We start from the raw sequence: 26,655 nt of genomic DNA on the forward strand, positions 1-26,655 counted from the left end.
TTGGCCTTCAGGCCGGGGAGGCTGCGCATCTGCGCAGAGTGAATGGTTGGCGAGATGCCCGGTTCATGGCAAGAACAGATCGTGACCATCGCACGCGGATACAGGTTCAAGTTGGCCTCCTGCCAGAGCAGGACGCCCTGTTCCGGCAGTTCGCGGGCATGTGCCGGCTCGTGTACAATCTCGGCCTGGAGCAGAAGGCGACGTGGGGTCGGAAGCACCGCCTCTGCTACGTCGCTCAGGCCGCCGATCTCACGAAGCTGCGCGCCGAGTTCGACTGGGTGCGCGCCGTCTACGTGTCTTGCCAGCAGCAGGCGTTGCGCGACCTCGACCGGGCCTTCCGGAACTTCTCCGCGGGCCGCGCGAGCTTCCCACGCCCCCGCAGGCGCGGCGTGGACGATAGCTTCCGGTTTCCTGGCCGCGAGGTCGCGGTGAAGCGGCTCAACGGCAACTGGAGCGCCGTGCGCCTGCCGAAGATCGGTTGGGTGAAGTTCCGCGACAGCCGCCCTATCCGAGGCGTCGTGAAGAACGTCACGGTCTCGCTCGACGCGGTCGGCTGGCACGTCGCCTTCACCTGCGAGATCGTGCACGAAGCGCTCGCGCCGGGCTCGGAGGTCGTCGGCATCGACCGCGGTGTGGCCACGACCCTGGCCTTGTCCACGGGCGAGATGCTGACAATGCCCGCGAGCCTGGAGTGGATTGAGGCCCGCAAGCGCAAGGCACAGTGCGTCGTCGCCCGACGCAAGCGCGGCTCGAACCGTAGGCGCAGGGCGCTGGCGCGCGTGGCCCGGCTGCAGGCGCGGCAGGCGCGCATCCGGCGCGACTTCCACAACCGCGCGGCCCTCGACATCGCGCGCAGGTACGGCGTGGCGGTGTTCGAAGACCTGAATACGCGCGGCATGACCACCAGCGCCGAGGGCACCATCGCAGAGCCCGGACGCAACGTCCGGCAGAAGGCTGGGCTGAATCGGACGATTTTGGCCGCGGGTTGGCATCTCTTCGCGACGATCCTGACGTACAAGATGGAGCAACGCGGCGGTCAGGTGGTCACCGTGCCCGCGCGGTTCACGTCGCAGACCTGTGCGGCGTGCGGTGCGGTCGACGCGAGGAGCCGCGAGAGCCAAGCGCGCTTCGTCTGCGTTGGATGCGGCCATACCGATCACGCCGACATCAACGCGGCGATTAATATTCGTCGGAGGTGGAACACATCTTTGCTGGACGTGAAGGGTGTGCATCGGCAGCCCGTCGAAGCGTCAACTGGACGAGATCTCCCGATCTCCGAAAATCCCCATCCTTCAGGACGGGGAAGATGTTAAGCGGCGAGCAGTCCTTCCAGGGTGCGGCGGAAGCGTGCGGCGATCGCGGCGGAGCCGAGATGCCGACCGTTCTCGACGCGCTTGCGCCCCCCAACCCATACGCAGTCGATCGAGCCCTGTCTCGCACCGAAGATCCAGCTGTCGAGGATCGCGTCGCCCGCACGGCCGGCGAGCGCCACATGCCGAGCATTGAGGCTGATCAGGTCGGCTGCCGCGCCGACCCGCATGCCGCCTATCCCTACGCCGAGGGCCTGTCGATCGCCGCGCAGGGCCGCGTCGAACAGCGCGCGGCCGGTCGAGGCGTCCGACGCCATGACGTTGCGCGCGCGGCCGGCCAAGCGTTGGCTGTATTCGAACTGCCGCAACTCGCCCGCCGCGTCGATTAGGACGTTCGAGTCGGATCCGATGCCGTAGACGCCGCCCGAAGCCGCGAAGTTCGGGCCGTCGAACGTCCCATCACCCAGGTTGGCCTCGGTGATCGGACAGAGCCCGATCACCGCGCCGCGCTCCGCGACGCCGGCGAGTTCGGCGGGAACCGTGTGCGTCGCGTGGATCAGGCACCACGCGGCATCGACCGGCGCGTTGTCCAAGAGCCATTCCACGGGACGGCGGCCGCTCCAGGCGCGGCAGGCTTCGACCTCCGCGATCTGTTCGGCGACGTGGATGTGTACGGGGCCGCCCTGCGCGAGCGGAAGGATCGTCGCCAGTTCGGCTGGCGTGACCGCCCGCAGTGAATGGGGGGCGATGCCGACGATCCCGCCGTCGCAGTTGGCCACGATCCGCCGGCAGACCTCGATTAAGCGGCCGAACCCGTCGAGGTCGGTGACGAACCGGCGCTGACCGGCCTCGGGCGGGCGGCCGCCGAAGCCGGCATGGGCATAGAACACCGGTAGCAGGGTCAGGCCGATACCCGTCGCCTGTGCGGCGGCGACGATCCGCCCGGCGAGCTCGGCGATGTCGGCGTGGGGGGTCCCCGCCGCGTCGTGGTGCAAGTAATGGAACTCGCCGACGCGGGTGAAGCCAGATTCCAGCATCTCGACGTAGGCCTGCGCGGTTACCGCCTCGACATCGTCTGCATCCATCCGTCCGACGAAGCGGTACATCACCTCCCGCCAAGTCCAGAAGCTGTCGGAGTTCGGTCCCCGCACTTCCGCGAGACCGGCCATACCGCGTTGGAAGGCGTGACTGTGGAGGTTGCCCAGGCCGGGCAGCCCGATGCGATGATGCTCGTCGTCGGCCTCCCGCCCGGTACCGACCGCCAAGTCGGCGATGTGGCCGTCGCAGATCGTGATCCGCACATCGCTGGCCCAGCCCGTCGGCAGCAGCGCCACGTCGAAGAACAGGGTTGTCATTGGGAGCTTCCTGCGGACCGGCCCGGCGCGAGCCACTTTACAGCGTCCAGCGCTCCCAATATGTATAGACAAATCAAGCGTGCGCCAAGCCGTCGCGTCGGCTCGGATCACGACGTTCGATGGGAAATCCGACCCATGATACAGGTCGATCGCGTCTGGCACGGGTGCCGCGTCGCCACGCTCGCGCAGGGTCGCGAGGGCCTCGGAACCGTCGAGCGCGGGTTGATCGCCGAGGCGGGCGGCCGCATCGTCTATGCGGGACCCGCCGCCGAGGCGCCGCCGCTGGAAGCCGCCGAGCGCATCGCCTGCGACGGGCGCTGGATCACCCCGGGCCTGATCGACTGCCACACCCACCTCGTCTACGGCGGTGACCGTGCCCACGAGTTCGAGCAGCGTCTGGCCGGGGCGACCTACGAGGAGATCGCGCGAGGTGGGGGCGGCATCGTCTCGACCGTGACCGCCACACGTACCGCGAGCGAGGACGCCCTCGTGGCGGCAGCTCTGCCGCGGCTCGACGCGCTCCTCGACGAGGGCGTCACCACGATCGAGATCAAGTCCGGTTACGGCTTGGAACTGGCGGCCGAGCGGCGCCAGCTCCGGGCCGCACGGCGCCTCGAAGAGCGGCGCGCGGTCACGATCCGCACGACCTTCCTCGGTGCCCACGCGGTCCCGCCGGAATGGCGCGGCGACGCCGACGGCTACATCGACGCCGTCTGCGAGACCATGCTGCCTGCCATCGCGGAGGAAGGGCTCGCCGACGCGGTCGACGCCTTCTGCGAGGGGATCGCCTTCTCACCCGAGCAGACTGCGAAGGTTTTCGAGGCGGCGGCCAACCTCGGCCTGCCGTTGCGGCTGCACGCCGATCAGCTCTCGAACCGCCACGGGGCCGCGCTCGCCGCGCGGTTTCGAGCCCTCTCGGCCGATCACATCGAGTACGCCGACGAGGCCGGCGTCGCCGCCATGGCCGACGCTGGGACCGTGGCCGTGCTCCTCCCAGGCGCGTTCTACTTCATCCGCGAGCATCAGGCTCCGCCGGTCACGGCCCTCCGCGCGCACGGCGTACCCATCGCACTCGCGACCGACAGCAACCCAGGCACCTCGCCGCTGACTTCGCTGCTGCTGACCCTGAACATGGGCGCCACGCTGTTCCGGCTCACCGTGGACGAGTGCATCGCCGCCGTGACGCGGGAGGCCGCCCGGGCGGTCGGATTGTCGTCCGAAGTCGGCAGCCTTGAGGCCGGCAAGCGCTGCGACCTCGCGATCTGGGATATCGAGCGGCCCGCCGATCTCGTCTACCGCATGGGCTTCAACCCCCTCCACGCCCGGGTCCACGCAGGCTTGCCGACGCCTGGCATCGGCAGGGGTCGACCATGATGAGCGGGTGCGATCCGGCCTGGCTCTCGGTCGCGTACGGTGAGGCTCCGCTGATCGTGAGCCTCCCGCATACCGGGACCAAAATCCCTGAGGATTGCCTCGAGGGGCTCGTCTCACCTTGGCTCGCGCGCAAGGACGCGGATTGGTGGATCGATCGCCTCTACGACTTCGCGGTCGGCCTGGGCGCAACGGTCATCCACACGGCGATCTCGCGGACGGTCATCGACGTGAACCGCGATCCGTCGGGGCGGTCGCTCTACCCGGGACAAGCGACGACCGGCCTGTGTCCGACCGAGACCTTCGACGGCGAACCACTCTACCGGCCCGGTGCCGCCCCCTCCGCCGCCGGCATAGCCGAGCGTCGCCGGACCTACTTCGATCCCTACCACGCCGCCCTTTCCCGCGAGATCGCGCGCCTGCGCCGCGATCACCCGGCGGTGGTGCTCTACGATTGCCACGCGATCCGGTCGGTCATCCCTCGCCTCTTCACAGGCGTGCTGCCGGTGTTCAACATCGGCACCGATGACGGCCGGAGCTGCGATCCCGACCTTGCCGCGCCGATCGGCGCCCTGTGCGACGCCAGCGGCCTGAGCCGGGTGACGGACGGCCGGTTCAAGGGCGGATACATCACGCGGTCCTATGGATGGCCCGGCGACGGCGTGCACGCGGTCCAGATGGAGCTCGCCTGCCGAGGCTACATGCGCGAACTGCCAGGACCGGTCGGTCCGGCGACTTGGCCCAGCCCCTACGATCCCATCGATGCGTCCGCGGCCATAGCCACCCTCGTCCGGGTGCTGGAGGCCTGCCTCGCCTTCGCCCGCAACCGGGCCTGACGCCGGACCGCCCAGCCCCCTCGACCGGACCCCACGATGACTCGCATCGACAACGCCCGCGTGATCCGCAGCCCGCAGGGTCAGGACCTGTCCGCCAAGTCTTGGCTGACGGAGGCACCCCTGCGGATGCTGATGAACAACCTCGATCCGGACGTGGCAGAGCGCCCGGGCGAGCTGGTCGTCTACGGCGGGATCGGCCGGGCGGCGCGCGACTGGGAGAGCTTCGACCGCATCGTTTCCACGCTCCGGCGGTTGGACGGCGACGAGACGCTGCTGGTGCAGTCGGGCAAGCCGGTGGGCGTGTTCCGCACCCACGCCGACGCGCCGCGGGTTCTGATCGCCAACTCCAATCTCGTGCCGCACTGGGCGACCTGGGAGCATTTCAACGCCCTCGATCGCAAGGGGCTGGCGATGTACGGGCAGATGACCGCCGGCTCCTGGATCTACATCGGCAGCCAGGGCATCGTTCAGGGCACCTACGAGACCTTCGCCGAACTCGGGCGGCAGCACTACGGCGGCACCCTCGAGGGGCGCTGGATCCTCACCGCCGGCCTCGGCGGCATGGGGGGCGCACAGCCGCTCGCCGCGACGATGGCCGGCGCCTCGTGCCTCGCGGTCGAATGTCGGCCCTCAAGCATAGAAATGCGCCTGCGCACCCGTTACCTCGACCAGCAGGCGGCCGATCTCGACGAAGCGTTGGCGATGATCGAGCGGGCACGCCGCGAGGGGAAGCCCGTCTCGGTCGGCCTCCTCGGAAACGCTGCCGATATCTTCCCCGAACTCGTCCGCCGGGGCGTCCGTCCCGATGCCGTCACCGACCAGACCTCGGCGCACGATCCCGTCAACGGCTACCTGCCGCAGGGCTGGACCAACGCCGAGTGGGAGAGTCGCCGAGAGAACGATCCCAAGGCGGTGGAACGCGCCGCCCGAGCCTCAATGGCCAACCACGTGCGCGCCATGCTCGACTTCCACCGCATGGGAATTCCAGTAGTCGATTACGGCAACAACATCCGGCAGGTCGCACTTGAGGAGGGCGTCGCGGACGCCTTCGATTTTCCGGGCTTCGTCCCGGCCTACATCCGCCCGCTGTTCTGCCGCGGCATCGGCCCGTTCCGCTGGGCGGCGCTCTCGGGCGACCCGGAGGACATCTACCGCACCGATGCGAAGGTGAAGGAGTTGCTGCCGGACGACGCCAATCTCCACCACTGGCTGGACATGGCCCGCGAGCGGATCAGCTTCCAGGGGCTCCCGGCGCGGATCTGTTGGGTCGGGCTCGGCGACCGCCATCGCCTCGGACTCGCCTTCAACGCGATGGTGGCGAGCGGCGAGTTGAAGGCACCAGTGGTGATCGGGCGCGATCACCTCGACTCCGGTTCGGTCGCCTCGCCCAACCGTGAGACGGAGGCGATGCGCGATGGTTCCGACGCCGTCTCGGACTGGCCGCTTCTCAACGCGTTGCTCAACTGCGCGAGCGGCGCGACCTGGGTCTCGCTCCACCACGGCGGCGGGGTCGGCATGGGCTTCTCGCAACACTCCGGCATGGTCGTGGTCTGCGACGGGACCCCGGAGGCCGCCGCGCGGGTCGGCCGGGTGCTGTGGAACGACCCGGCCACCGGGGTGATGCGCCACGCCGATGCCGGTTACGAGAGCGCCGTGGACTGTGCCCGTATGCACGGGCTCGATCTTCCAAGCCTCGCGTGAGGCGTCCTGACCTGCAGATCCTACGTGCCGCCGGCCTTCGAACGGTATCCTGGAAGAACGGCGGTGGGATCACGACCGAGATCGCCGCTCGCCCCCGTGGCGCCGCACTGGACGCCTTCGACTGGCGCGTGAGTACGGCGCGGATCGCGCGCGAGGGGCCGTTCTCGGCCTTCCCCGGCATCGATCGGACGCTCGCCATCGTCTCAGGGAACGGTCTCGTGCTGGAGGTCGAGGGCCGCGATCCCATGACATTGTCGGCGGGCTCGGAGCCGATCGCCTTTCCGGGAGACGTCCCGACCTACGCCCGCCTCGCTGCCGGCCCGATCGCCGACCTCAACGTGATGACCCGGCGCGGTCGCTTCCGCCACGGCGTCCTTCCGGTCATTCGAGCAGCCCAGCACATGTTCGCCGACGATGTCGATACCGTGGTTTTGGTGGCGACCGACGGCCCGGTGGAATTCGACGGCCCGGGTGAGGGATCGAATACCCGGCTCGCGCCGGGAGACGCCGTCGTGATCGAGTCGGCCGCCGGTCGACAGATTGCGATCCGGCCGATCGGGGGCGCCTGCGCGTGGCTCGTCACACTGCACACCGCGGTTGTTCAGGCGAGTTCCGGATAGCCAACCGCGCGCGCCTCGTCGTCCCAACGCCGCAATTGTTCGTAATCGGCGACCCGCACTCGGGCGAACCCGTCGAGACGGAGCCGGTCGCGCAGTCCGGCGCCCTCCGGCGCTTCGCCGAAGGCGAGGAGCGACGCCCGCAAGGTTTCGACGACCTCGGCGGGGCAGGTGGGGCTGGCGACGAGGAAGGGGATCGGAGCGGGCCGCGTGCTCGCCACGATGCGGATCAGGCCGCCCAGGTCGGGTTCGTGTCGCAGCATCAGGTCGAGGGCGTAGCCGTCGAGAGGGCCCACATCGACCACGCCCGACAAGATCGCCTCGATCACACGCCGAGGCGTCACCAGCGGTCCGAGGGTCGCGCTGTAGAGGGTCGGCCGCTCCGGTGTGCGGTAGGCCAACAGGTGATGGCGCGGGGCGTTGTAGCCGGAATGCGAATCCGCGATCGTGTAGCCGAGCCGCCCGCCGAAGGTGTCCTCCAGGGTGCGGAACTCCGATCCGGACGAGACGACGAAGTGGGTGGCGTAGAGTGGCTCTCCCGGCACCGGCCCAGCGTCAGGAACGGGCGCCGCGACCGGGACCGGCCTGTTGCGCGCTTGCACGAACGGGAACCCACACATGTAAACGCAGGCGAGGTCCGGCCGGGCCCACAGGGTGGAGAGAGGCGCGGGATAGGCATGCTCGATCACCGAGAGATCGACGCCGCTCGCCCGGGCCAGCCACGCGAACAGCTCGGACCAAGCGGCCCGCGCCTGCGGGTTCACGCCGTACATGCGCGCGTTCGCGACGAAGGCCATCGGCCGTTCCTGCCGCCCGACCTCAGGCGAAGCGCAGGCGCTGGCCGATCCCGAGGCGGTCCGCCTTGGCCAGCATGGCGTGGCCCAGCGCGATGTCAGAGAGCGACAGGCCGCGGTGCCAGAAGAGATTGGTCTCGTTCTCGCTCTCGCGGCCGGGCTTCAGACCAGCCACGATCTGCCCGAGTTCGGCGTGGAGCGTCGCTTCCGACAGGCGGCCGGTCTCGACGTGGGCGCGCAGGCTACCGAACTTGCCGCCCTTGCACTGGCCCCAATCGTCGACGACGAGCTTGCTCATGATGTCGGTGAGCGACAGTTCGACCGCGCTCATCGTGCCGTAGGGTACAACCAGGGCGCCGGGCTTGATCCAGTCGGTTTTCAGCATCGGCTCGGGCGCGCTGAGCCGCGACGCCTCGACCACGATGTCGGCGCCCTCGACGCAGGATCGCCAATCCTCCGTCGCTCTGACCGGCTTGCCGAGGTCGCGGGAGAGGCGGTCGGCGAAAGCGTCGCGGCTTTCCAGGCGCCGGGAATGCACGCGGATCTCGTCGAAGCCGAACAGGCGGTCGAGCAGGCGCACGTTCCAGTAGGCGGTGCCCCGCGCGCCGATATGGCCGAGGACCTTCGATCCCTTGCGGGCGAGGTGCTTGGCGCCGATCGCCGTCACGGCGCCCGTGCGCATGTCGGTGATCCCGCTTGCGTCCAGGATCGCCTTCGGGATGCCGGTGCGGGGATCGAACAGCGCGAGGATGGCAAGTTCGGACGGCAGTCCGCTCTTGTAGTTGTCCACGAAGTCGCCGACGACCTTGACCCCCGCCGAGTCGATCGGCTCCCTGATCGCTCCCCGCAGCACGTTGAAGTGACCGTTGGCGACGCCGGGTTCGAGGTGCACGCGCGGCTCGATGACTGTCTCGCCGCGCCCCTGGCTCGCCAGCGCGCCCTCGACGGCCGTCAGGATCTCGTCGTCGGTGATCGCCAGCGCCTCGATGTCGAGGCGGTTCAGGTAGGCGATGTAGATGGGTTGCACGGCGGGTCCCCCTGCGGTGACATCGGCTCGGCGAAGGGATCTCACCCAGTCCGCGCTCGATATGTCTATACATTATGACCATCACTGTGGCTGTCAACCGGCTATGGTCGAGCGGGAAAGCGTTCCGCCTCGCTGCTCACACGATGGCCAGGCCCTGCCTATCATCTCGGCTTGCTTGCGTCGGCACTTAATATGTATAGACATAGAAGCGATGCCTCCGAGGCTTGAGCCGGGAGTCTGCAGGCATGGACGCCGCCCTCACCTTTGCCGATATCCGACAGGAATTCTTCGGGCCGGACTTGGGCTCGCCGACCCGCGTCCTCGATGGGATCAGCTTCGACGTCGGTCGGGGTGAGTTCATCGCGGTGATTGGGCCGAGCGGCTGCGGCAAGAGCACGCTGCTCCAGATGGCGGCGGGCTTGCTCAAGCCGACCGCGGGAACGGTTCGCCATCGCGGGCGGTCCGTCGCCGGCGTGAACCGCGAGGTCGGCTTCGTGCCCCAGCAGGCGCAACTCTTCCCGTGGAAGACGCTGTCCGAAAACGTCGAGTTGCCCCTTCTTCTACGCGGCGTCTCTCCCGCGGAGCGCCGCACCCGCGTGGCCGACGCGCTCCGGGCGGTGGGCCTCGAAGGATTCGAGCGCCATTATCCGAACCAGCTCTCTGGCGGGATGCAGAAGCGCGGTTCGATCGCCCGGACCCTGATCTACAAGCCGGACGTGATCCTGATGGACGAGCCGTTCGGGGCGCTGGACGCGCAGACGCGGATGGTGATGCAGGCCGACCTGCAGACGCTGTCCCGCGAGGCCGGCGCGACCGTCATCTTCATCACGCACGACATCACCGAGGCGGTCGTCCTCGCGGACCGGGTGGTGGTGCTCAGCCAGCGTCCCTCGCGAGTGCTCGCCGACGTCGCCATCGACTTAGCCCGCCCGCGCGACGTGTTCGAGCCGTTCCGTAATCCCGGTTTCGAGGCCGCCTACGAGGCGGTGTGGTCGCGCTTCCGCACCCAGATCGCCCTTGGAAGCCGGACGCATTGAGGCCGGGAGCCCGCGCCATGACAGATGCCGCCTATCCGACCGTGACCGAGACAACGCCGCCGGCGGACGCGCCGCCGGTCCTTGCGCGACGAACTCATCCCTCGAGAGCGTACGCAGGGCGGTTGATACCCCTGCTGCCGGGGCTGGCGTTGCTCGCCTTTTGGCAATGGTCCTCGGGACGCCTCGTCCGCGAGATCTACGTCAGCAAACCCACCGCCGTGGTGGCACGCCTCTACGAGCTGTTCGCCTCAGGCGAGATCTACCCGCATCTCTGGACGACCGCCCAGGAACTCGTCTTCGGCTACACGATCGGCGTTGCCGGGGGCGTGGTGGCGGGCTACGCGCTGGGGCGCTCGCCGCGGCTCGCGCGGATATTCGAGCCCTACGTGATGGCCTTCTACGGCATCCCGAAGATCGCGCTGGCGCCCCTGTTCATCATCTGGTTCGGGATCGGCATGGGCTCGAAGATCGCGCTCGCGGCGATCATGGTGTTCTTCCTGGTCTTCTACAACGTCTATACGGGCGTACGCGGCGTCGACCGGGAGCTCGTCAACCTGACCCTGGTGATGGGCGCCAACCAGCGTCAGCTCACGCGTCACGTCTACCTGCCGGCGGCGGCGCCCTTCGTGATGCTGGGGATGCGGCTGGCGATCCCCTACAGCGTCATCGGGGTCATCGTCGGCGAATTCACCTCGGCGACGCAGGGGCTCGGCCTGTTCATCCACGAGGCGTCGTCGACCTACGATCCGGCCGGGGTTTTCGCCGGGATCGCGATCCTGCTCGCCTTCGTCGTGGGTGCGGGCTTTCTCGCCGGCCGCCTCGAACGCCGCCTCCTTCGCTGGCGCACGCTCTCCGGAGCGGGTCCGAGCGAGATCTGAACTCCGCCATTCCGTCATGACCTCAGGATGGGAGTACGCTGAATGCGCAGCAACTGTGATGGGATGCGGGCCCTGGCCCTCGGCGCGATGCTCCTGCTGCCGCCGCATCCGGCCGGAGCCCAGGAAATCGTGCGCATCGGTCTCGGCGCCCCGACCCTGAGCTTCCTACCGATCTGGGCCGCGCGGACGCTCGACACCTTCAAACCGCAGGGACTCACCGCCACCGTCGCCGCGTTACCGGGCGGTGACGCCTCGGCGCTGGCCGCCCTCGATTCCGGCGACATCGACCTCGCGGCAGTCGGGACCGATGCGGTGCTCCGGGCCGTGGCCAAGGGCCAGCCGTTCGAGATGGTCGACACTCTGATGTCGAAGGTGACGCTCCAGCTCGTTGCGTCGCCCGCCTTCCTGAAACGGGCCGGCGTCACGGCGTCCGACCCCCTGGCGAAGCGGCTTGCCGCGTTAAAGGGCGCGACGATAGGCGTGACCTCCCTCGCAGGCGTGCAGGAGAACGCTGCCCGCTGGCTGGCGGCCAAGGGTGGGCTCGACCCCAAGACGGGAGTCAAAGTCGCACAGGTAGGCAGCCCGGTCGCCGTGCAGGCTGCCCTTGAGGTCGGGCGGATCGACGCCTTCGTCCTCTCGCCGCCCGAGGGCTACAACGCCGAGAAGGCGGGGACGGGCGTCGTCCTCGTTTCATTGGGCGAGGAATTCTCCCTGCTCGCCGATCAGCCGTATCTCGTCCTCGTGGCCAAGAAGCCGATCGAGGCCGGAACGGCCGACCTGATCACAAGGACTGTTCGGGCCATGCAGGCGGCGAGCCGCTCGGTCTCTGACGCCCCGGAGGAGACGGCCGCCGCGATCCGGAAGCGGTTCTTCCCGAAGGCGGACCAGACTTCGATCGCGGCGTCCGTCAAGGCAATGACGAGCGGCGTGACGGGCGGCGGCCGCCTCGACGCGGGCAACGTCGGCAACGCACTGGTCTTCGCCAAGGAGCTCGGGGCAGCGTACGGCAAGGAGATCGATGCGAAATCCTCGGAAGGCGAACTCTGGACCAACCGCTTCGTCGAGGCCGCGCTTGCGAAATGACGGGGCCGCTCGACCGAGGGCATCGATATCGGGCTTCGACTGGTAGCCGACCTTCCACTCGGACCGCTTCGCAGACGTCCGCCTCGGCGATTTAACGATGCGGTATGAACGCGTCCAATCAGAGATCGCGCGATAGGAGAACCGCGTCTCCTCGCCGAACCACCGGCTACGACCCGAGCCGTGACAACTCCGCCCGCTGAAGCAGGCGGCTCCTCGGGACAGCTATGCGGCAACCCGCTGGCTTGTGTCCCGAGGGCCGCGTCCCGGCCCGAAAGCCCGCTGATGCACGACGATCGCCGCAGCAACATCCCGGTCCAGAACCACGCCACATTTGCAGGCGTGGGTTCGGGTCGCGAGTGTCTTGGCTTTGACTGTCCCACACTCGGGACAGGTTCAGCCCGGTCATGGTGAGGTCTTCGAACGCAATGCCCCAGTAGCGCGAGACCAGGGATCGCGAGAGCTTGTGCAGGTGGTCGCGCCGCTGACGGGCGATCTTAGCGGACCCGGCGGCGAGCCGAGCTTTCGCCTTGAGGCGGCGCTTCGAGCCGCGCTTGCATCGGGCGAGCGCCCGCTGTCTCCATCGCTGCGCCTTTTGCGCCTTGCGAGCGAAGCGCGGCATCTCAACGGTCTCACCATCGCTGGTGGCGATCAGGCTGTTGAGGCCGAGGTCGATCCCGACCGTGCCAGTACCACAGGTCTCAGCGAACTCGGCCTCGACGCTCAGGACCATAAACCACTTGCCCTGCTGGCGGGTCAGGATTGCGGTGCCGAGCTTGGCCTCGTCCGGCAGGTCGCGGTGCCAGGCGACCTTGAGACCGCCCGGCACGCCGACCACGCCGACCACGCCGATGCGACGATCCTTCTTCACCGTGAGCCCGTCGCCGATGCGGAAGGTCGCCGCGTGGTAGCGCGCCGACGCGCGGAAACGCGGGAAGCCGTGGCCGCGCTTGAAGAACGCTGCATAAGTTTGGTCCAGCCGTCGAAGCACCTGTTGCAGGGCAGAGAACGACCAGCGCCCGAGGCCGTCCGGGTCACAGGCACGGCACGCCTTCAACTCACTGGCCTGAGGTCCGTAGCGCAGGTTGAGACCGCGACGGCGGTAGGCTTCGACGCGTTGTTGCAGGCAGGCATTGTACAGGCCGCAGAAGTCTCGCAGCATCGCGTCCAGGGCGGCGGTCTGAGCCCGGTTCGGTCGGAGCCGGTACTTGTAGCTGCGCACGGCCACCGCTCCGGTGCCCTTCTGCGCGGCGATGTAGGCTTCGACCACCTTTGCGCTGACGTGTCCAACGCTGCCCGGGTAGTACGAGCGGGACCACAGGGTCGGTAGCCGGGAGCGCAGGGCGGGGAACTCCTGCCGCATCAGCCGGGAAGACCGGCTCTTGAAGCGGTTGACGATCTCGGCGACCGCCAGCGTCGGGTCAGCCTCCACGAACAGGTGGACGTGATCGGCATGACCTCGACGGCGTGGACAGTCATCTCGGCTTCAATCGCGACCTCAGCGATGATCTCCCGCAAGCGCGTGTCGTAGGGCGCGACCAGCACCTTGCGCCGGTACTTCGTGCACCACACAAGGTGGTACTTCAGGCTGAAGGTAGCGCCCGCATCGCGACGGTAGCGGCTCATGCGACCTTATTTGAACGTCGCATATCTATCTGCAAGGGTCCGTCCGATAGCGGCCCCGCATTCCCCCGTCAGCTAAAGCAGACGGTCACCCCTGAGGAATTTATGGGGCGCAGCTGAGAGGAGCTACCCGAAAACTCGCGTCCGCAAGGCGATTTGCTCCGACGGCAAAAATATTCTGCGCGGTTATGATTATCATTCGACACGCTCATTTCCACCGGCCGACCGGATGTGGCCTCTACGGATCGAAGACGACCCGGATCGAAGACGACGCCAGGAAGCGTCTAGGCACCGGCGTTGCGCGCAGCGTCGCCGTGGCGACGAGACCGACGGACACGACCAACGTTCCGGCGGAGACGTTGCCGCCACGTCGGGAATTCCGGGACATCGACCGAGTCGTCCGACCGTACGATGATGGAGCAGTTCGATGACAAGATCCGGTGTGTTCTCGGCATTCGTCCTATTGGGTGGCGTCATGGGATTGTTGGGATGGTCACAGTCGCGCCCTGCCGCCCAGACTGCCTCGTGTTATAAGCCCGAGTATACGGCGTCGGGCGATTTGATGCTGCCAAAAAATTTCGAGCGCTGGATCTATCTAGGGTCTCCGCTGACGCCGAACGCTCTGAATGATGGCAAGGCGAATTTCCCGGAATTTCACAATGTCTACATGGAAACCTGCGCTTACGACGAATACAAGCGCACAAAGGCGTTTCCCGAAGGGACGATCCTCTTCAAGGAACTTCAGCTGACGCAGAGTAAGGAGAATCCCGACGGATCGAGGACCGAACCATCCGGACGGGGCTTCTTTCCGGGCAAGCTCAACGGTGCCGATGTGACGGTCAAGGATACGAAGCGCTATGCCGAATCCGGCGGTTGGGGGTATTACAATTTCAACCATCACGAACCGAAGGCGATGACCGCGAAGGTCAAATCCACTTCGGAGTGCGCTTACTGCCACATCGCCAGCGCCAAGAAGGACGAGGTCTGGACGCAATTCTACTCCCGGCTCGACGACTGACGGGCGTCCCTGGGTCTCACATTCCCGGTTCGAGCCGAAGCGGGCCGCCGTGTGGCTCGCTCAGGCAGTCCGACGAGTGACCACGCTCCGTGTAGTCGGCCTGCGGACCGACATGGCGATTTCGCGCCGCGGCATGTTGAGGGGGGCGTTGCAAATCTCGGCCAACGAGGCGACCATGCGCGAGTACTGCCTGCCGGCGCCCGGGTCGGTCGAGCGCTCCTCCTCCAGCTTCGCGGGCGAACGGGCCCGCCCGTCGCCGCTGGAACACGAGCAGTACGCCCGCCGGCAGCCCAACTCTGGATACCAGATCAAATATCCGGCGGCTGATCTATAGTCTATTCGACCACGCCTGTGCAGGCCCGAACTTTCTGGGTATGCGAATAGCGCGAATTGCGCGCGTTTTTTCCGATTTCCGTTGCAGCGGCTGGCCGGACAGGCTCGAATCACGACACCCGCGGGCCCGATCACCGTCTTGGCCAGCAAAGGACGAGCATCATGGCAGCCTACAACAAGACTCCAGAAGCCGTGGCGGCACTGACGCCCGAGCAACACCGCGTCACGCAGCAGAGCGGAACGGAGCGGCCCGGGACAGGTGCGCTCCTCCACAACAAGGAGCCTGGCATCTACGTCGACATCGTCTCCGGCGAGCCGCTGTTCGCCAGCTCCGCAAAGTACGATTCCAATTGTGGTTGGCCGAGCTTCACCAAGCCGATTGAGGCCGCCCACGTGAACGAGCTCAGCGACGCGTCGCACGGCATGGTCCGCACTGAGGTCCGGTCCGCGGGCGGGGATAGCCATCTCGGCCACGTCTTCAACGACGGCCCGCGCGACCGCGGCGGCCTGCGCTACTGCATCAACTCGGCGGCCCTTCGGTTCGTGCACCGAGACGACATGGAGGCGCAGGGCTACGGCAACTACCTTCCTCAGGTGGAGGCCGCCGCATGAGCACCGAGCGCGCGGTTCTCGCCGGAGGTTGCTTCTGGGGCATGCAGGATTTGATCCGTAAGCTGCCGGGCGTGGTCTCGACCCGGGTCGGCTACACGGGTGGGGACGTTCCGCACGCAACCTACCGCAACCACGGCACGCATGCGGAGGGGATCGAGATCACGTTCGATCCGGGGCGGACTAGCTTTCGGAACTTGCTGGAATTCTTCTTCCAGATTCACGATCCGACCACGCTCAACCGTCAGGGACACGACCGCGGCCTGAGCTATCGCTCCGCCATCTTCTACACGAGCCCCGACCAGAAGAGGGTCGCCGAGGACACCATCGCGGATGTCGACGCGTCGGGCCTCTGGCCCGGCAAGGTCGTGACGGAGGTGGGGCCGGTCGGCGACTTCTGGGAGGCCGAGCCCGCGCACCAGAACTACTTGGAGAGGATTCCGAACGGCTACACGTGTCACTTCGTCCGACCGGGGTGGAAAATCCCAAGTCGGGCCGAGTAGGGTGTAGATCGGCGTTGAAGCGGGATCCTAATTAGAATTAAAGTAGCGCATTGACGTTGCTGGCAAAACTGTAGGGTGAAGTGGGGTCCCGGTCGGCGCCGACCGGGACTCCGGCATCCTCTCGATCATGTGAGTAATATCAAAACGATAACGCAACTTCATCTGGGGTCCCGCTACGGCGCCAATCCACACCCGATGAACGACGCGCCGCTGCTTGCCCTGCGCCGTCATCCGTCCCCCGCTCTTCGTTCGTCAGCCGCTCCCCATTACACGGCGGGCGATGATGATCCGAACCCAGTAACTACTCAGCCCAGACTTGCGAAATCCTATCGATTGAGCTGGAGAGGATCCATCATGATGCGCGCAATTCTGCCGGCCGTCGTTCTTCTCGCCGGCACGGGCATGGCCATGGCCTCTCTTTCGAGCCTCGTCGGCGCCTGGGGGCACGACTTCGTCATCCCGCCTTTCGAGCCGATGCAGGTGATGGTCGCGATGGCGACCGACAAAATCACCGGCAAGCAGTTCAACGTCATCAAGATGCCGGACGGCCACGTGATGGCGGTCGTGCCCTTCGATCAGATGGCGAAGATGCCGGAGATCGACTCGAAGAGCTTAATGCGATGATCGGAAGGCGATAAGTGATCAAAAGTCTGCTCAATGTCTGGTTAAAAGCAGTCGGTGGAATAGCGAGTACGACCGATTCGGGCCGATAAAAGCTCGTCCGCTTTCCCGGCAGATCCGCTCCGAACCGGTCGTACCGCTAATGGCAAGACTACGTCACGCCGGATTACCGTCTCAAGCAAGTCAGGACGTTCGGCTTTGCGCCCACAGCCGACATGCAATGCCCCTGACAGAAATCCCGGAAGCGGTCATTGGCGACTGAACAGACGTTCGACGGCGACGAGGCGCACGCAAGCTTGCGCCGGGTTGCAGCCGGGGCCCAATCGCAATCACGTCGGGCGCGTCACTCAGAGGCGCGAGACAATTCGATTAAGCGCTTCGCGCTCCCTGGCCGGCGTGAAGAGCGTTGCCCGCTCCGCACCAAACGCGTGCAGGTGTTCCAGAAAACAAGGCTCTTCTTCGGCCCGACGGAGCAGCGCAGCCAGGGCCGCATCGTCCCCGACCGGAAAATAGCCCGGATGCTCCGGGCCCAATAGGCCGCGCGTCCCAGGAATTGCGGTGGCTAGGATCGGCAAGCCGGCGACGACCGCTTCCGACACCACGTTCGCGCCACCCTCCTGCTGCGAGCTGAGGACCATGACCCGGGCCCGCGTCAGCCAGCGCCGGACCAAGGAGCTGGGCTGGTCCCCGAGCCACTGGTAACGCGGGTTGTGCGCCATCTCTTCCCGAGCCCGATCGGCCCAGATCTGATCCCGCGCGCCGCCGAGATGCACGATCCGGATCCGGGATCGGGCTGGCAGGCGCCGGGCCGCACGGGCCGCGCAGAGCGGGTCCTTGACGGAACGCAGATGCGCGACGACGAGAACCTCGAACGCCTCGCCCGAGATCGGCCAGCGATGCGCCCGCGCCGTCGCAGACTGGTAGACCAACGGACCTTGCCGCGGTGACGCGCCGGGAGGGCGGCGGGCACATCATCGTGCAGGCCGATCAGGCAGTCCGCCAGATCGAGCGAGCGCAGGGTCGGCTCTGGGTCGGCCGCCAGATAGTGATAGAGATCCGTGCCGGTCAGGGCGACGATGAGCGGCCTATCCGGATACCGCGCCTTGAAGCGCGCGATCGACGCCGCGCTGCGCCAGGCGTGAAGCGCCAGCATCATGTCGACGTCGGCGTCGTCCGGGTAGGTTGTTGACACGTCGACCTGGTGCCCGAGTTCGCCGAGGATGCGCGCCCAGCGCATCGCCGTGGTCCGATTGCCGGCACGAGACGTTCTCGCCGCCGGTGTGATCAGGCTGATTCTCATGGTTGCGACAGGAATCCGGGACGTTTGATGAGCGCACAGGTCTCGACTGCCGATCTCGTGGCGATGCTGGGGGATGCCAGAGCGCGGACGCTCGAACTGGTGTCGGGCCTCGATCAGGACCGTCTGATGGGCCCGCAGAGCGAGATCGTGAACCCCCTCCTGTGGGAAATCGGCCATCGCGCCTGGTTTCACGAGCATTTCATCCTGCGCGGGCTCGACCGGGCCCCGCCCCGGATGGCGGCAGCCGACGGGCTCTACGATTCCGCGCGGGTGCCCCACGCGATGCGCTGGTCGATCCCGCTGCCGGCTTTGCCCGACACCCTCGCCTACATGGCCCGCGTGTAGGAGGCGCTCGTCCGTCGGCTCGACAGCCGCGAGCCGACACCGCAGGAGGCCGAGCTGTATCAGCTCGTCACCTTTCACGAGGACATGCACGACGAGGCCTTCACCTACACGCGTCAGACCCTGGGCTACCCGCGGCCGTCCTTCGCCACTTCGGCCTCAGCCCGGGACACGGGCACAGGTCCCTGGACCGGCGACGTCTCGGTCGGCGGAGGAACCTTGCAACTCGGCGCCGAGCCCGGCGGCGGCTTCGTCTTCGACAACGAGAAATGGGCGCATCCCGTATCCGTCGCGGCGTTCCGCATCGCCCGCGCGCCGGTGACGAACGGGGCGTTCGCCGCCTTCGTGGCGGATGGCGGCTATCGGAACCCCGCCTATTGGGACGCCGAGGGCGTACGGTGGCGCGACGGATGCGGTGCCGAGCACCCGGTCTACTGGTCGCGGCATGGGCGAGACCAGTGGACTTGCCGGCGGTTCGACCGGGACGAGCCGCTGGCGCCCGATCAGCCGGTCGTCCACGTCAACTGGTACGAGGCCAACGCCTATTGCCGCTGGGCGGGCCGCCGACTGCCCACCGAAATTGAATGGGAGGCCGCAGCGGCCGGTGCGCCGACGCCCGACGGCAGGTTGAGCGACACCAAGCGCCCCTATCCCTGGGGGGACCTTGCGCCGACCCCGGAGCACGCCAACCTCGATGGCGGCCATCTCGGCTGTGTCGACGTCGCGGGCTACCCCGAGGGCGACAGCGCCTGGGGCTGCCGGCAGATGCTCGGCAACGTCTGGGAATGGACGGCGAGCCCGTTCCTGCCTTTCCCGGGCTTCGCACCCGACGCCTACAAGGAATACTCGGAGCCCGCCTTCGGGACGCGCAAGGTCCTGCGGGGCGGTGCCTGGGCGACCCGCGCGCGGATGATCGATACCGCCTACCGCAACTTCTTCGGCCCGGAGCGCCGCGACGTGTTTGCCGGCTTCCGGACGGTGGCTCTCTAGATCGGGAACCGAGCGGTCGCGACGGCGGCGGCGAGACGGAGCGCCGTCGTCGCGCCGTTGGCCTCGCCCTTCTCGAAATCGCCGGCCTGACCCATCTGGTTGGTCACGTGGGCAAAGCACAGGACGGCCTTGCCGCGCGCCTGCGCGAACGCGTAGAGGGCCGCCGCCTCCATCTCGACCGCGAGGATCCCCCGCGCCCGGGCCGCCGCGATCGCCTGCTCGGTCTCGCGATAGGGGGCGTCGGTCGTCCAGGTGGCGCCCCGTTCGACGGGCTCGCCGATCCTCGTCAGCGCGGGCGCTACGGCTGCGACCAGGGCGCGCGGCGCTTCGACGAACTCGCCCGGTGGCAGGTAATGGTAGCTCGTGCCCTCGTCGCGGAGGGCCGCCTCGATGAGGATGACGTAGGGCGGCGCCCGCAGCGCCGTGATCTGTCCCGACGAGGTGATGCTAATCAGGAGTTCGCAGCCAGAGGCGAACATCTGCTCGGCCACCAGCACGGCGAAGGGCGCGCCGACCGCGCAACCCACGATGCCGATCGCGCGCCCGGATTCCTCGAACCGGTGCAGGGTGCTGTGGTAGCAGGCCCAATCGGGATCGGGCCGGGCCCGCCCGGTTGCGCAGAGGTGGCGGACGATGTCACCGTCCGGGTCCAGGACGCACAGTGCCGGCAATCGTCCGACGCCGAGACCGCGTTGCCGGCGCGCCTCGCGGAGCAGGTTCTCGGGCGTGAACGTCGAGGCCTCTGCGTGCGCCTTGTCCTGCAGGATCGGGGCGGTTGCCGGCTCGCGGGGCGGCATCAACGCGCTCAGGCCTCGACGCGGATCGCGGCCGGGCCGGCCTCGAACCGCCCGACGACGGCCGCCTGCGCGAAGCCCGCGGCGCGGCACTGCGCGAGGATCGCCTCCGCCCGCGCGGGGGTGCAGGTCACGAGCAGGCCCCCGGAGGTCTGGGGATCGGTGAGGATGTGCCTGCGCCAGTCCGGCAAGTCCTCGGGCAGATGCACTTGGCCCCCGAAGCTCGCCCAGTTCCGATGCGAGGCTCCGGTGACGAAGCCGTCCCGCGCCAGGGCCTCGGCCCGGGGCAGGAGCGGGATGCCGTGCCCGGCAATCACGAAGGTCAGGCCGGCGCCGCGCGCGAGTTCCAGGCCGTGGCCCAGCAGGCCGAAGCCGGTGATGTCGGTGATGGCGTGGACCTCCGGATCGCGCGCCAGATCCGCCGCGACCCTGTTGAGGCGCGTCGTGGTGGCGACGAAGTCGGCGTAGCCGGCGGCGTCGAGGGCTTCCCGCTTGATCGCCGCCGAGTAGATCCCGACGCCGAGGGGCTTGGTCAGGATGGCGACGTCGCCGGCGCGGGCATCGGCGTTGCGCCGTAGATGCGCACGGTCGCACGAGCCGATCACCGCCAGGCCGTAGATCGGCTCGGGCGTGTCGATCGAGTGGCCGCCCGCGATCGGAATGCCCGCCTCCGCGCAGGTGGCTGCGCCGCCCTTCAGGATCTCGGCGACGGTCTCGGGGGCGATCTTGCCGACCGGCATGCCCAGGATGGCCAGCGCCAGCATCGGCTTACCGCCCATCGCGTAGACGTCGGAGATGGCGTTGGTCGCGGCGATCCGGCCGAAATCGTGCGGGTCGTCCACCATCGGCGTGAAGAAATCCGTGGTGGCGATCAGGCAGGTGCCGTCATCCAGGGCCCAAACCGCCGCGTCGTCGGCGGTCTCGTTGCCGACCAGCAAGCGCTCGAAGGGACCCGCGACCGGCTGGTCGGCCAGGAGCGCGCGCAGCACCGCGGGATCGAGCTTGCAACCGCACCCGCCGCCGTGGGCGAGGCTGGTGAGACGAACCGGGGGCGTATCCATCGATCAATCCTCTGTGGTCGTAATCCGGGACGGAACGTGTCGGGCACGCGGTCACCAGACAAGCGCAGGCATCCGATACAGCCGGTCGGACGCGTCCGTCGGCGGGGGCTGCGCGGTTCCGATCTGGAGCGCCGCGAAGCCGTTGCCCAGTGCACCCGCCACGTCGAGGGCGACGGTGTCGCCGATCCCCAGGACTTGCGCGGGAGCGACAGGCCGTCCGCGCACGCTCTCGGCCTTGTCCAGGGCCCGGCGATAGATCAGGGCGCCGGGCTTCCCGGTCTCGACGACGTGGCCCCCGCGGGCGCGGTAGCGCTCGGCGACGAGACCGGCGAAGCGCAGGCGCGTCGCGTCTACCGTCAGGCTCGTGTCCGGGTTGGTGCAGAGCAGGGGTTGGCCGCGCCGGAGCGCGGCTTCCAGGGTCGCGTCGAGGTCGTCGTCGCAATCCGGATAGCCCGTGCAGACGATCTGCTCGGCCGCGTCCACCGGGACCGGCGTGACCGGCATCCCCTCGAACAGGACCCGGTCGCGCGCCGGCCCGATGTGATGGACGCGCCGGACCCCCGCCGCATCGAGGAGGCTCCGGGCGACGTCGGCTCCGGTTACGAGGTCGTCGTACGGGTCGGGGATCCCGCGGGCCCGGAGGGATTCTGCCAGACGCGTGCCAGGCTCGGCTGCGTTCGAGACCAGGATCACCGTGCCCCCGCCGGACCGGAAGGCCGCCAGCGCTTCGGCGGCGGCGGGAAAGACCCGCGTCGCGTCGTGGAGCACGCCGAAGACGTCGCACAGGATGACCGCATAGGCCGTCGCGAGCCGGCTCAGGCCGGCGAGCGCCGGGGGCGCGTCAGCCACGGGCAGACCGCGCCTGGACGATCGTCGTGCAGGCGCTCTCGAGCTTCGGCAGTTCGCGGGCCGGGGCCATGACGACTGACAGGGGCCGGACCTCGCCGCGCGCGATCGGGCAGTAGGGATCGACCTGATCGAGCCGGTCCATCAGCCGCCGCCGCCCGGCGCAGCCGCCGTGGCAGGATTCCTCGTAGGCGCAGCCCCGGCAGGGTTCCGGCAGGGCCCGGACCGCCGCGAAGGGGTCGGTGGCGACGATCGCGCTGCCGGTCTGACGCAGGGTTTCGAGGCTTTGGCCTGTGCCGCCCCAGTACACGCAGGGTTGCACCGTCGCGCGGGGCGTGACGCGCACAGTGCCGACCCCGCATCCGCCCCGGCGCGCCGGGAGGCCCGCCATGGCCCGGACGAGCGGCTCGCCGATGGCGATCACGTCGGTCTCGGCGAAGAGGCGCGCGAACCCGACCCAGTATTCCTCGTAGGTGAGCGCGAAGGTGTCCGTACGCACCGCCTGGTAGACGTTGATGCGCAGCGGCGCATCGAAAGCGCGGGCCAGGGTGGCGATCTCGTGCAGCCGATCGAAATTGGTCCGCATCATCACGGCGATGAAGGTGACGCCGACACCCAGCGCCCGGCAGCGGGCGGCCTGCGCCATCACGAGGTCCCAGTTGCCGGCCCCGCGCTGCGCGTCCTGTTCCTCCCGGTTGGGATAGTCGATTGAGAATTCCACGTCGGCGAAGGCCTGCACCGCCGCGTCATCCATCACGGCGATTGAGTGCCCGTTCGACGTGATCGTGAGCTTGATCGGCTCGGCCCGGAGCAGATCGAGAAGCTGCGGGAACTGGGGGTGCATCCCGTTCTCGCCGGTCCCCAGATTGACGGAGCGCACCGGCAGGCTGTCGAGCACCGTCCGCAGCTGTTCCGGTCCGAGCCGGTCCAGGCGATCGGGATCGCGGTAGCAGAAGGAACAGGCGAGATTGCACTCGTTGGTGAGCCCGACGCCCAGGGCGAATGACGGCGTCGGGGCGACGGTGTCCGGCTCCGGAGGGTGCGGCGTCCCGGCGTCCATGGCTACGAATCCTCTGGCCTGATCTCGTCAGGCACCATCGGGCGACCGGCGTCCGATTTTGGACGTCACGGCGTTCTTCGCACGGCAAGCCGCATCGGTAACATCACATCTTCAGTAAGATTGACGACCGCGGCCAGCCTGCACTCTCTACACCGGGACAGCCGCCCAGGCCGAAGTCGAACAGGCCGAAGTCGTGACAGCGCCCGCTGCGCCGATTGCCGCAGCGACGCGGCCTTGCGATTGGTAACCGCACGGTGCGGAAACACGAATGAGGGCCATCAGCAGGCTTCGCCGAGCGCTCCGCTAGACATGGGCTAGCTGTCAGTTGATTGGACATCGATGCCGGCATGGCGTCGTTCGCAGTTGGAATCCGAACGGGAGCACTCGATGCTGAGACGGACATTGGGCCGGGCGTTGCTGGGCGCGTTGGCTTGCCTCGCGCTGCCCCAGGCCGCCGACGCCGAGGGCGCCAAGCCGACCTTCGTCTTCACGGGCATCCCCGACCAGGACGAGAGCCGTCTCGTCGAGCGCTTCGGCAAGGTCGCCGCCTACCTCGAGGGCAAGCTTGGCGTGCCGGTGAAGTACCTCCCGGTGAAAAACTACCCGGCGGCGGTCACGGCCTTCACCAACGGGCAGGTCCAGCTTGCGTGGTTCGGCGGCTTCACCGGCGTGCAGGCGCGCAAGGCCGCGCCCGGGGCGCAGGCGATCGCGCAGGGCGCCGAGGACGCGGCGTTCAAGACCTACCTCATCGCCAACACCAAGACGGGCCTGACGCGCACGGCCGACTTCCCGAAGGCGATCGCCGGCAAGACCTTCACGTTCGGCTCCCGGGCCTCGACCTCGGGCCGGCTGATGCCGGAATACTTCATCCGCGAGGCGTTCCCGGGCAAGACGCCCGAGGAGGTGTTTTCCCGCGTCGGTTTCTCCGGCGATCACAGCCGCACGATCCAGCTCGTCCAGTCCGGAGCCTTCGAGGTCGGGGCTGTGGACTATTCGGTCTGGGATCTCGACAACAAGGCCGGCAAGATCGATCCGAAGGAGGTCGGCATTATCTGGGAGAGCCCGCCCTTCCCGGATTACCAGTGGACCGTGCGCGGCGATGTCGACGCGATCTACGGTGCCGGGTTCACGGATCGGTTGAAGGCAGCGCTCATCGGTATCACCGATCCGGCGATCCTCGCGCCCTTCGCGCGCTCCAAGTTCATCCCGGTGACCAATGCCGCCTATGAGCCGGTGGAGCGCGTGGCGAAATCCACGGCCCTGCTGGATTGAATGGCGCGCCGCCGTGAGCCCGACCCGAGGCGAAGCCGAGGTCGTCCTGTCCGGCGCGACGGCGGCCTATGACGGCAAGCCCGTCCTGTTCGGCGTGGACCTCACCATCTGGGCCGGCGAGCGCGTCGCGCTAATGGGACGTTCGGGGGCCGGGAAATCCACCCTGCTCGGGCTGATCCACGCCCAGGCGCGCGCCCGCGTGGCGTTGATCCCGCAGGCGGCCGCCCTGGTGCGGACGCTCTCGGTGTTCCACAACGTCTACATGGGCCGCCTCGACCGGCGCTCGACCCTGCACAACCTGCGCACCCTGGCGTTCCCGGCCCGCGCCGATCTCGCGGAGGTAAGTGGGATCCTCGGGGAGGTCGGGCTCGCCGACGCGGTCCGGGCGAAGGCCGGGGCGCTGTCGGGCGGCCAGCAGCAGCGCGTCTCGGTAGCGCGGGCGCTCTACAACGGGCGTCCGATCCTGATCGGCGACGAGCCGGTCTCGGCCTTGGACCGCAGGCAGGGCGGCCTGATCCTGGAGCGGATGGCCGCCCGCCACCAGACCCTCGTTCTGGCGCTCCACGACATCGCGCTGGCGCTGGCGCACACGGACCGGATCGTCGTCCTCGATGCGGGGCGGATCGTCCTCGACGCGCCCGCCTGCGACCTGGACGAGGCGGCCCTCGTCCCGTTCTACGGGCAGGCCGCATGAAGGCCGCGCGTTTGATGCCCGGCGCGGGCTACGCGACGGCGACCCGCTGGTTCGTCGGCGGCGCGGCGGCAGCGCTCCTCCTGGCCGACCTCGCCGTGACCAGCCTCCACCCCTGGGCCGACCTGCAGCGCCTGGTCGCCGGGCTGATCCACCCTGACTTCCCGTCGGTGGAGATCTGGAGCGTCGTCTACACCGTCGCCTTCGCGATCCTCGGCGTCACCCTCGGAGCCGGGGCTGGCTTCGTCCTCGCCATTCCGTTCGCTAAGGTCCGAAGCGTGCGGCTCGCCTGCGCCGGCCTGCGCTCGGTCCACGAGCTGTTCTGGGCGCTGCTGCTGACGCAGGTGTTCGGCCTGTCGGCGACCACCGGCATCCTCGCCATCGCACTGCCCTACGCCGGCATCTGCGCCAAAGTCTATTCGGAGATCATCGAGGAGGCGGATCTGTCCGCCCTGCGGGTCCTACCGGCGGGGACCGGCGCCCTCTCGGCGTTCGCCTACGCCCGCCTGCCGGAGGTCGCCGCGGCCTTCCGGCACTACACGCTCTACCGGTTCGAATGCGCCATGCGCTCGACCCTGGTGCTCGGCTTCATCGGCCTGCCCACCATGGGCTTCTACCTCGAATCCGCCTTCCGCCAAGGCCGCTACGCCGAGGCCGGGGCCCTGCTCCTGATCTTCTACGTCCTGATCGGCTCGCGCCGCCTCTGGATGCGCCTCTCGACCCTGCCGGTCCTGCTCGTCGCGAGCATCCTCGCCCTGCCCAAGACCATCGGGGCGACCGGCTGGCTGACCAGCCTCGGCCGTTTCCTCGGCCACGACATCGTCCCGAGCCCGCTCCGGTCCGGCGCGCTCTTCGACCCGGCCACTTGGGCCCGGTTCGGGCTCTGGCTCCGGCCGATCGTCACGGAGCAGATCCTGCCCGGCGCCTTTCAGACTCTGGTGCTGGCGCAGATCGCGCTGGTGGCGACCGGCCTCGGCGCGCTGATCCTGTTCCCCCTCGCCTCACGCCGCTTCGCCGGGCCGATCGGGCAGCCCCTCGGGCGCGTCCTGCTGGTGGTGGTGCGCTCGACCCCGGAATACATGCTGGCCTACGTGCTGCTGCAGCTGCTCGGGCCCTCGATGCTGCCGGCAATTCTGGCGCTGACGATCCACAATACCGGCATCGTCGGCTACCTCATGGGCCGCCACGCCGACGACCTTGCCTACCGCCCCGATGCGCCGACCGGCCTGAACCTCTACGCCTACGAGACGCTGCCCCGGCTCTACGGGCAGTTCCTGGCCTACCTGCTCTATCGCTGGGAGCTGATCCTGCGCGAGAGTGCGATCTTCGGCATTCTGGGCGTGGCGACGCTCGGCTTCTACGTCGACGCCGCGATCTCCGAGCTGCGCCTGGACGTGGCCGTGCTGCTGATCGTCGCCACGGCACTCCTGACCGCGCTGGTCGATGCCCTGTCGCGCGCCCTGCGCCGCTCGCTGCGCCTCAGCGACCTGCCGACACGCCTGTCCAAGCCCCTGCCCGGGTCCGTGGCCGACCCGCCACTGCGGGCCGCCTGTACCTGATGGCGCGTAGCCCTTGAGAGGATCGAT

At 68.2% G+C, this 26,655-nt stretch carries 28 protein-coding genes and 1 pseudogene; 19 read left to right on the top strand and 10 right to left on the bottom strand.

All coding sequences use genetic code 11. The features are described 5' to 3' along the window. Positions 1-65 precede the first annotated feature (65 nt). Positions 66-1,313 (top strand): RNA-guided endonuclease InsQ/TnpB family protein, encoded by a 1,248-nt coding sequence (locus BM396_RS17485; protein ID WP_081948619.1) that lies wholly within the window; start codon positions 66-68, stop codon positions 1,311-1,313. On the opposite strand, the gene BM396_RS17490 is transcribed toward BM396_RS17485, so the two are convergent. Further along, positions 1,310-2,665 carry a formimidoylglutamate deiminase gene (locus BM396_RS17490; protein WP_043381387.1) on the bottom strand — a complete coding sequence of 452 codons (1,356 nt, stop codon included), beginning with the start codon at positions 2,663-2,665 and terminating at the stop codon, positions 1,310-1,312. The genes BM396_RS17485 and BM396_RS17490 overlap by 4 nt on opposite strands. A 135-nt stretch (positions 2,666-2,800) precedes the next feature. Between BM396_RS17490 and hutI the strand changes: the two genes are divergently transcribed. From hutI to BM396_RS17510, 4 genes are read left to right on the top strand one after another with little or no spacing between them, the layout of a single operon-like run. Beyond that, positions 2,801-4,039 carry an imidazolonepropionase gene (hutI, locus tag BM396_RS17495; RefSeq protein WP_199807244.1) on the top strand — a complete coding sequence of 413 codons (1,239 nt, stop codon included), beginning with the start codon at positions 2,801-2,803 and terminating at the stop codon, positions 4,037-4,039. After that, a complete protein-coding gene (hutG, locus tag BM396_RS17500; RefSeq protein WP_043381385.1) occupies positions 4,039-4,872 on the top strand; it encodes an N-formylglutamate deformylase in 834 nt (277 codons plus the stop codon). Before hutI ends, hutG begins: the two co-directional genes overlap by 1 nt. 36 nt (positions 4,873-4,908) lie before the next feature. Next, complete coding sequence (hutU, locus tag BM396_RS17505; protein WP_043381383.1) at positions 4,909-6,573, top strand: urocanate hydratase; 1,665 nt, start codon at positions 4,909-4,911, stop codon at positions 6,571-6,573. Then, positions 6,570-7,193, top strand: a complete 624-nt coding sequence (locus BM396_RS17510; RefSeq protein WP_051976010.1) for a HutD/Ves family protein — start codon at positions 6,570-6,572, stop codon at positions 7,191-7,193. Before hutU ends, BM396_RS17510 begins: the two co-directional genes overlap by 4 nt. Here BM396_RS17510 and BM396_RS17515 read toward each other — a convergent pair. Continuing rightward, positions 7,175-7,987, bottom strand: coding sequence for a phosphate/phosphite/phosphonate ABC transporter substrate-binding protein (locus tag BM396_RS17515; protein ID WP_043381381.1), 813 nt, complete (start codon positions 7,985-7,987; stop codon positions 7,175-7,177). The two genes, BM396_RS17510 and BM396_RS17515, sit on opposite strands and share 19 nt — an antisense overlap. A 22-nt stretch (positions 7,988-8,009) precedes the next feature. After that, entirely contained in the window at positions 8,010-9,011 is a 1,002-nt protein-coding gene (locus tag BM396_RS17520; RefSeq protein ID WP_043381378.1) for an ornithine cyclodeaminase family protein, read from the bottom strand. Positions 9,012-9,256: 245 nt separating this feature from the next. Between BM396_RS17520 and BM396_RS17525 the strand changes: the two genes are divergently transcribed. The 3 genes from BM396_RS17525 (at position 9,257) to BM396_RS17535 (ending at position 12,009) form a co-directional block, all read left to right on the top strand. After that, complete coding sequence (locus BM396_RS17525; RefSeq protein WP_051976009.1) at positions 9,257-10,048, top strand: ABC transporter ATP-binding protein; 792 nt, start codon at positions 9,257-9,259, stop codon at positions 10,046-10,048. 122 nt (positions 10,049-10,170) lie between these two features. Next, positions 10,171-10,926, top strand: a complete 756-nt coding sequence (locus BM396_RS17530; protein WP_043381373.1) for an ABC transporter permease — start codon at positions 10,171-10,173, stop codon at positions 10,924-10,926. A gap of 42 nt (positions 10,927-10,968) precedes the next feature. Then, positions 10,969-12,009: an ABC transporter substrate-binding protein gene (locus tag BM396_RS17535; protein ID WP_081948617.1), complete on the top strand. Its 1,041-nt coding sequence runs from the start codon at positions 10,969-10,971 to the stop codon at positions 12,007-12,009. A 166-nt stretch (positions 12,010-12,175) separates the two neighbouring features. Here the strand turns inward: BM396_RS17535 and BM396_RS17540 are convergent, their stop codons facing one another. Next, on the bottom strand, positions 12,176-13,168 hold the full coding sequence (locus tag BM396_RS17540) for an RNA-guided endonuclease InsQ/TnpB family protein (protein ID WP_348273023.1): 993 nt from the start codon (positions 13,166-13,168) through the stop codon (positions 12,176-12,178). Between the two features lie 75 nt (positions 13,169-13,243). Continuing rightward, a pseudogene (gene tnpA / locus BM396_RS17545) lies at positions 13,244-13,632 on the bottom strand (IS200/IS605 family transposase); the annotation flags it as partial. Positions 13,633-14,056: 424 nt separating this feature from the next. Here tnpA and BM396_RS17550 point away from each other — a divergent pair. The 5 genes from BM396_RS17550 to BM396_RS33385 all read left to right on the top strand — a co-directional run bounded on the left by BM396_RS17550 (position 14,057) and on the right by BM396_RS33385 (position 16,716). Continuing rightward, on the top strand, positions 14,057-14,647 hold the full coding sequence (locus BM396_RS17550) for a cytochrome P460 family protein (protein ID WP_043381369.1): 591 nt from the start codon (positions 14,057-14,059) through the stop codon (positions 14,645-14,647). A 112-nt stretch (positions 14,648-14,759) separates the two neighbouring features. Continuing rightward, positions 14,760-14,981: a hypothetical protein gene (locus BM396_RS17555; protein ID WP_043381367.1), complete on the top strand. Its 222-nt coding sequence runs from the start codon at positions 14,760-14,762 to the stop codon at positions 14,979-14,981. Between the two features lie 161 nt (positions 14,982-15,142). Further along, complete coding sequence (gene msrB / locus BM396_RS17560) at positions 15,143-15,592, top strand: peptide-methionine (R)-S-oxide reductase MsrB (protein ID WP_043381365.1); 450 nt, start codon at positions 15,143-15,145, stop codon at positions 15,590-15,592. After that, positions 15,589-16,092, top strand: a complete 504-nt coding sequence (gene msrA, locus BM396_RS17565; protein WP_043381362.1) for a peptide-methionine (S)-S-oxide reductase MsrA — start codon at positions 15,589-15,591, stop codon at positions 16,090-16,092. Before msrB ends, msrA begins: the two co-directional genes overlap by 4 nt. Positions 16,093-16,287: 195 nt before the next feature. Next, positions 16,288-16,716 carry a hypothetical protein gene (locus BM396_RS33385; RefSeq protein ID WP_244538900.1) on the top strand — a complete coding sequence of 143 codons (429 nt, stop codon included), beginning with the start codon at positions 16,288-16,290 and terminating at the stop codon, positions 16,714-16,716. Positions 16,717-17,060: 344 nt separating this feature from the next. Here BM396_RS33385 and BM396_RS33125 read toward each other — a convergent pair whose 3' ends face one another. Continuing rightward, positions 17,061-17,642 carry a glycosyltransferase gene (locus tag BM396_RS33125; protein ID WP_199807243.1) on the bottom strand — a complete coding sequence of 194 codons (582 nt, stop codon included), beginning with the start codon at positions 17,640-17,642 and terminating at the stop codon, positions 17,061-17,063. 14 nt (positions 17,643-17,656) lie between these two features. Between BM396_RS33125 and BM396_RS33130 the strand changes: the two genes are divergently transcribed. From BM396_RS33130 to BM396_RS17580, 3 genes are all read left to right on the top strand, one after another. Further along, entirely contained in the window at positions 17,657-17,902 is a 246-nt protein-coding gene (locus BM396_RS33130) for a hypothetical protein (RefSeq protein WP_199807242.1), read from the top strand. 138 nt (positions 17,903-18,040) lie between these two features. After that, complete coding sequence (locus BM396_RS33135) at positions 18,041-18,358, top strand: DinB family protein (RefSeq protein ID WP_199807241.1); 318 nt, start codon at positions 18,041-18,043, stop codon at positions 18,356-18,358. A gap of 84 nt (positions 18,359-18,442) precedes the next feature. Continuing rightward, complete coding sequence (locus tag BM396_RS17580; RefSeq protein ID WP_199807240.1) at positions 18,443-19,345, top strand: SUMF1/EgtB/PvdO family nonheme iron enzyme; 903 nt, start codon at positions 18,443-18,445, stop codon at positions 19,343-19,345. Here BM396_RS17580 and BM396_RS17585 read toward each other — a convergent pair. From BM396_RS17585 to BM396_RS17600, 4 genes are read right to left on the bottom strand one after another with little or no spacing between them, the layout of a single operon-like run. Further along, on the bottom strand, positions 19,342-20,142 hold the full coding sequence (locus BM396_RS17585) for a nucleoside phosphorylase (RefSeq protein WP_091994880.1): 801 nt from the start codon (positions 20,140-20,142) through the stop codon (positions 19,342-19,344). The genes BM396_RS17580 and BM396_RS17585 overlap by 4 nt on opposite strands. Before the next feature lie 8 nt (positions 20,143-20,150). Beyond that, a complete protein-coding gene (gene selD / locus BM396_RS17590) occupies positions 20,151-21,200 on the bottom strand; it encodes a selenide, water dikinase SelD (RefSeq protein WP_043381358.1) in 1,050 nt (349 codons plus the stop codon). 51 nt (positions 21,201-21,251) lie between these two features. Further along, on the bottom strand, positions 21,252-22,049 hold the full coding sequence (locus BM396_RS17595) for a TIGR01459 family HAD-type hydrolase (protein WP_051976007.1): 798 nt from the start codon (positions 22,047-22,049) through the stop codon (positions 21,252-21,254). Next, positions 22,042-23,106: a radical SAM/SPASM domain-containing protein gene (locus tag BM396_RS17600; RefSeq protein ID WP_051976006.1), complete on the bottom strand. Its 1,065-nt coding sequence runs from the start codon at positions 23,104-23,106 to the stop codon at positions 22,042-22,044. Before BM396_RS17600 ends, BM396_RS17595 begins: the two co-directional genes overlap by 8 nt. Positions 23,107-23,493: 387 nt before the next feature. On the opposite strand from BM396_RS17600, the gene BM396_RS17605 reads away from it, so the two are divergent. The 3 genes from BM396_RS17605 to BM396_RS17615 are packed head-to-tail and all read left to right on the top strand — an operon-like array spanning position 23,494 to position 26,628. Further along, on the top strand, positions 23,494-24,378 hold the full coding sequence (locus BM396_RS17605) for a putative selenate ABC transporter substrate-binding protein (protein WP_043381355.1): 885 nt from the start codon (positions 23,494-23,496) through the stop codon (positions 24,376-24,378). 13 nt (positions 24,379-24,391) lie between these two features. Next, complete coding sequence (locus BM396_RS17610) at positions 24,392-25,072, top strand: ATP-binding cassette domain-containing protein (RefSeq protein WP_043381353.1); 681 nt, start codon at positions 24,392-24,394, stop codon at positions 25,070-25,072. Next, the gene (locus BM396_RS17615) at positions 25,069-26,628 is read left to right on the top strand and encodes a PhnE/PtxC family ABC transporter permease (protein ID WP_081948615.1); all 1,560 of its coding nucleotides are present in this window, start codon (positions 25,069-25,071) and stop codon (positions 26,626-26,628) included. Before BM396_RS17610 ends, BM396_RS17615 begins: the two co-directional genes overlap by 4 nt. The last annotated feature ends 27 nt before the right edge of the window (positions 26,629-26,655 follow it).

Source organism: Methylobacterium sp. UNCCL125 (assembly GCF_900116795.1).
In the GTDB taxonomy this organism is placed as follows: domain Bacteria; phylum Pseudomonadota; class Alphaproteobacteria; order Rhizobiales; family Beijerinckiaceae; genus Methylobacterium; species Methylobacterium fujisawaense.

What these genes read in the sequence shown, in the direction of transcription:
- BM396_RS17605 (WP_043381355.1), top strand. Translation starts at nt 23,494, where the DNA reads ATGCTGAGACGGACATTGGGCCGGGCGTTGCTGGGCGCGTTGGCTTGC.
- BM396_RS17540 (WP_348273023.1), bottom strand. Translation starts at nt 13,168, where the DNA reads ATGCTGCGAGACTTCTGCGGCCTGTACAATGCCTGCCTGCAACAACGC.
- BM396_RS17515 (WP_043381381.1), bottom strand. Translation starts at nt 7,987, where the DNA reads ATGGCCTTCGTCGCGAACGCGCGCATGTACGGCGTGAACCCGCAGGCG.
- BM396_RS17585 (WP_091994880.1), bottom strand. Translation starts at nt 20,142, where the DNA reads ATGCCGCCCCGCGAGCCGGCAACCGCCCCGATCCTGCAGGACAAGGCG.
- BM396_RS33135 (WP_199807241.1), top strand. Translation starts at nt 18,041, where the DNA reads ATGAGCGCACAGGTCTCGACTGCCGATCTCGTGGCGATGCTGGGGGAT.
- hutG (WP_043381385.1), top strand. Translation starts at nt 4,039, where the DNA reads ATGAGCGGGTGCGATCCGGCCTGGCTCTCGGTCGCGTACGGTGAGGCT.
- BM396_RS17490 (WP_043381387.1), bottom strand. Translation starts at nt 2,665, where the DNA reads ATGACAACCCTGTTCTTCGACGTGGCGCTGCTGCCGACGGGCTGGGCC.
- msrA (WP_043381362.1), top strand. Translation starts at nt 15,589, where the DNA reads ATGAGCACCGAGCGCGCGGTTCTCGCCGGAGGTTGCTTCTGGGGCATG.
- selD (WP_043381358.1), bottom strand. Translation starts at nt 21,200, where the DNA reads ATGGATACGCCCCCGGTTCGTCTCACCAGCCTCGCCCACGGCGGCGGG.
- hutU (WP_043381383.1), top strand. Translation starts at nt 4,909, where the DNA reads ATGACTCGCATCGACAACGCCCGCGTGATCCGCAGCCCGCAGGGTCAG.
- BM396_RS17535 (WP_081948617.1), top strand. Translation starts at nt 10,969, where the DNA reads ATGCGCAGCAACTGTGATGGGATGCGGGCCCTGGCCCTCGGCGCGATG.
- BM396_RS17580 (WP_199807240.1), top strand. Translation starts at nt 18,443, where the DNA reads ATGCACGACGAGGCCTTCACCTACACGCGTCAGACCCTGGGCTACCCG.
- BM396_RS17550 (WP_043381369.1), top strand. Translation starts at nt 14,057, where the DNA reads ATGACAAGATCCGGTGTGTTCTCGGCATTCGTCCTATTGGGTGGCGTC.
- BM396_RS17525 (WP_051976009.1), top strand. Translation starts at nt 9,257, where the DNA reads ATGGACGCCGCCCTCACCTTTGCCGATATCCGACAGGAATTCTTCGGG.
- BM396_RS17555 (WP_043381367.1), top strand. Translation starts at nt 14,760, where the DNA reads ATGGCGATTTCGCGCCGCGGCATGTTGAGGGGGGCGTTGCAAATCTCG.
- BM396_RS33385 (WP_244538900.1), top strand. Translation starts at nt 16,288, where the DNA reads ATGAACGACGCGCCGCTGCTTGCCCTGCGCCGTCATCCGTCCCCCGCT.
- hutI (WP_199807244.1), top strand. Translation starts at nt 2,801, where the DNA reads ATGATACAGGTCGATCGCGTCTGGCACGGGTGCCGCGTCGCCACGCTC.
- BM396_RS17615 (WP_081948615.1), top strand. Translation starts at nt 25,069, where the DNA reads ATGAAGGCCGCGCGTTTGATGCCCGGCGCGGGCTACGCGACGGCGACC.
- BM396_RS17600 (WP_051976006.1), bottom strand. Translation starts at nt 23,106, where the DNA reads ATGGACGCCGGGACGCCGCACCCTCCGGAGCCGGACACCGTCGCCCCG.
- BM396_RS17485 (WP_081948619.1), top strand. Translation starts at nt 66, where the DNA reads ATGGCAAGAACAGATCGTGACCATCGCACGCGGATACAGGTTCAAGTT.
- msrB (WP_043381365.1), top strand. Translation starts at nt 15,143, where the DNA reads ATGGCAGCCTACAACAAGACTCCAGAAGCCGTGGCGGCACTGACGCCC.